The 2,452-nt window shown below is 71.2% G+C and carries 2 protein-coding genes; one reads left to right on the forward strand and one right to left on the reverse strand.

The genetic code is table 11. The features are described from left to right. Window positions 1–88 precede the first annotated feature (88 nt). Entirely contained in the window at window positions 89–1,807 is a 1,719-nt protein-coding gene (pgi, locus tag ACFWEK_RS20780) for a glucose-6-phosphate isomerase (protein ID WP_430545923.1), read from the reverse strand. A 103-nt stretch (window positions 1,808–1,910) separates the two neighbouring features. On the opposite strand from pgi, the gene ACFWEK_RS20785 reads away from it, so the two are divergent. Beyond that, window positions 1,911–2,396: a DUF1269 domain-containing protein gene (locus tag ACFWEK_RS20785; RefSeq protein WP_429766330.1), complete on the forward strand. Its 486-nt coding sequence runs from the start codon at window positions 1,911–1,913 to the stop codon at window positions 2,394–2,396. The last annotated feature ends 56 nt before the right edge of the window (window positions 2,397–2,452 follow it).

Consider the following 2,452-nt stretch of genomic DNA (forward strand, 5'->3'; position numbering starts at 1 on the left):
GCGCCGCCGCACCGTCGTGCGGCAGCGCTCCCGTGACCTGCGGCGCGTTCCTCGCGCTCCCGGAAATTTCACCCGCTCGCCGTCAGGGTCAGGCGCGGTGCTCCCGGTAGTAGCGGATGAGCGCCTGCGTCGAGGAGTCCTGCGCGGCCAGGGCCGCGTCGTCGCCCGACACGGCGGGCGCGATCTCCAGCGCCAGCTTCTTGCCGAGCTCCACGCCCCACTGGTCGAAGCTGTCGATGCCCCACACGACGCCCTGCACGAACGTGATGTGCTCGTACAGCGCGACGAGCTGGCCGAGCACCGACGGCGTGAGCGCCGGCGCGACGATCGACGTCGTCGGCCGGTTCCCGGAGAACACACGGGCCGCGACGATCTCCTCGGGCGTGCCCTCGGCGCGCACCTCGTCCGCCGTCTTGCCGAAGGCGAGCGCCTTGGTCTGGGCGAAGAAGTTGGCGAGGAACAGCTCGTGCACGTCGGCGCCCGCCGCGACGGCCTTCCCGTCGCCCTCGTCGTCCTTGAGGGGGTAGGCGGGGGTCGCGACGGCGATGAAGTCCGCCGGGATGAGGCGCGTGCCCTGGTGGATGAGCTGGTAGAAGGCGTGCTGGCCGTTGGTGCCCGGCTCGCCCCAGAAGACCTCGCCGGTCTGCGTGGTGACGGGGGAGCCGTCCCAGCGCACCGACTTGCCGTTGGACTCCATCGTGAGCTGCTGCAGGTACGCGGGGAAGCGGTGCAGCTGCTGCGCGTACGGCAGGACGGCGTGCGTGTGGGCGCCGAGGAAGTTGCCGTACCAGACGTTCAGCATGCCCATGAGGACGGGCACGTTGTCCTCGAACGGCGTGCTGCGGAAGTGCTCGTCGACGGCGCGGAAGCCGGCGAGCAGCTCGCGGAAGACGTCGGGGCCGAACGTGATCGCCAGCGACGTGCCGATGGCGGAGTCGACCGAGTAGCGGCCGCCCACCCAGTCCCAGAAGCCGAACGCGTTGGCCGGGTCGATGCCGAAGTCGGCCACCTTGTCGAGGGCGGTCGAGACGGCCACGAAGTGCGCCTTGACGGCGGCCTGCTTCGCGTCCGGGTCGTCCTCGATGACGCCCGCCGCGATGAGGCTCTCCCACAGCCAGGCCCGGGCGAGCCGCGCGTTGGTGAGCGTCTCCAGGGTGCCGAACGTCTTGGACGCCACGACGAACAGCGTGGTCTCCGGGTCGAGGTCCGCCGTCTTCTGCGCGACGTCGGTGGGGTCGATGTTGGAGACGAACCGGGCCTCGATGGCGTCGTCGCCGGTGCGCCCGTACGGCTTGAGCGCCTCGTAGACCATGACGGGGCCGAGGTCCGAGCCGCCGATGCCGATGTTGACCACCGTGCGCACCGGCTTGCCCGTGATGCCCGACCACGACCCGTCGCGGACCTGGTCGGCGAACGCGCTCAGCTTGTCGAGCTCGGCCTGGACGTCGGCGTCGACGTCCTGCCCGTCCACGACCAGCGGCGGCTGCGTGCCGGGGGCCCGGCGCAGCGCCGTGTGCAGGACGGCGCGGTCCTCCGTGACGTTGATGTGCTCCCCGGTGAACATCGCCTCGATGCGCTCGGGCAGGTGCACCTCGTGCGCGAGGCGGACCAGCAGGTCCAGCGTCTCGTCGGTGGCGAGGTTCTTCGAGAGGTCCACGTGCAGGTCGCCCGCGACGTGGGTCATGCGCGCGGCGCGGCCGGGGTCGGCGGCGAACCAGCCGCGCAGGTCGCCCCGGAACTCCTGGTAGTGGGCGTACAGGTCGCCCCAGGAGGTGGTGGTGGTGGGATCGACGGGGGAGGAGGTCATGGGCCCCACGGTACTGACCGCCCCGCCCGGTTGCGCGGCCTGTTCACGCTGCCAGGATGACCACTGCCGGGGACGGGCCCGGCCTGGCGCAACGGAGGCACGCATGGCGAATTTCACGGTCTGGAAGTTCGACGACCCGGGTGCGGCCGACCGCGCCTTCAAGGCCGTCAAGGGCGGCGAGGCGGACGGTCTGGTGAAGGTCGTCGACCACGCGGTGGTGAGCTGGCCGGAAGGCGCGAAGAAGCCCGACACGCACGGCTCGCACGACGACACCGCCAAGGCCTCGGGCTGGGGCGCCGTCTGGGGCCTGCTGCTCGGGGCGCTGTTCTTCCTGCCGGTCCTGGGGGCCGCCGCCGGGGCGGCGATCGCCGGCATCACCCGGTCGCTGTCCGACGTCGGGATCACCGCGAAGGACATCGAGCAGATGAAGAAGGAGATCGTGCCCGGCACGTCCGCCCTCTTCATCGTGACCGAGCCGATCGACCCCGACCGGCTGGGCGAGCGGCTGCACGGGGTCAACGCGACCCTGGTCAGCACCAACCTCACCGACGCGGAGCGCCGGAACCTGCTGGAGGCGTTCGGGCAGTGAGCCAGCCGCCGTCAGGGCGAAATCGAGCGTGCTGACTTGATCCTCAAACCGCAGTC

Origin of the sequence: Isoptericola sp. NPDC060257, assembly GCF_042726645.1 — a bacterium.
GTDB lineage: Bacteria > Actinomycetota > Actinomycetes > Actinomycetales > Cellulomonadaceae > Isoptericola > Isoptericola nanjingensis.

What these genes read in the sequence shown, in the direction of transcription:
- ACFWEK_RS20785 (WP_429766330.1), top strand. Translation starts at nt 1,911, where the DNA reads ATGGCGAATTTCACGGTCTGGAAGTTCGACGACCCGGGTGCGGCCGAC.
- pgi (WP_430545923.1), bottom strand. Translation starts at nt 1,807, where the DNA reads ATGACCTCCTCCCCCGTCGATCCCACCACCACCACCTCCTGGGGCGAC.